Origin of the sequence: Flavobacterium lotistagni, from assembly GCF_011392125.1 — a bacterium.
GTDB lineage: Bacteria > Bacteroidota > Bacteroidia > Flavobacteriales > Flavobacteriaceae > Flavobacterium > Flavobacterium lotistagni.
In genome coordinates this window covers 1-236 of the sequence record NZ_JAAJBU010000047.1, presented here as the reverse complement: position 1 = coordinate 236, position 236 = coordinate 1, and the positions used below count along the sequence as shown (strand labels likewise).

The following is a 236-nucleotide window of genomic DNA, read 5'->3' as shown; positions in this document are numbered from 1 at the left end:
TCAGTTCCTGATAAAGTCACACCGGCGTTAGTTGAGCTAACAAAAGTGGTATTTACTTGTGAAGCTAGTACAGCCACACCATTTAAAGTATCGTTTACAAGTACGTTTGTGAAAGCTGTTCCACCAGTAAGTCCGTTTACAGTTGTTCCGGTATCGTCATTGGCGATAATTGAAGCCGCAGACACAGTTACCGTTACAATCGCAGTATCGCAGTTGCTTGGGTTTAGGATTTCACA

1 protein-coding gene is annotated in these 236 nt (G+C 42.8%); it reads right to left on the bottom strand.

Translation table 11 applies throughout. The annotated features are described in order from the left end of the window. The coding region (locus G4D82_RS14370; RefSeq protein WP_166337978.1) for a hypothetical protein at positions 1 to 236 on the bottom strand (236 nt) is incomplete at both ends.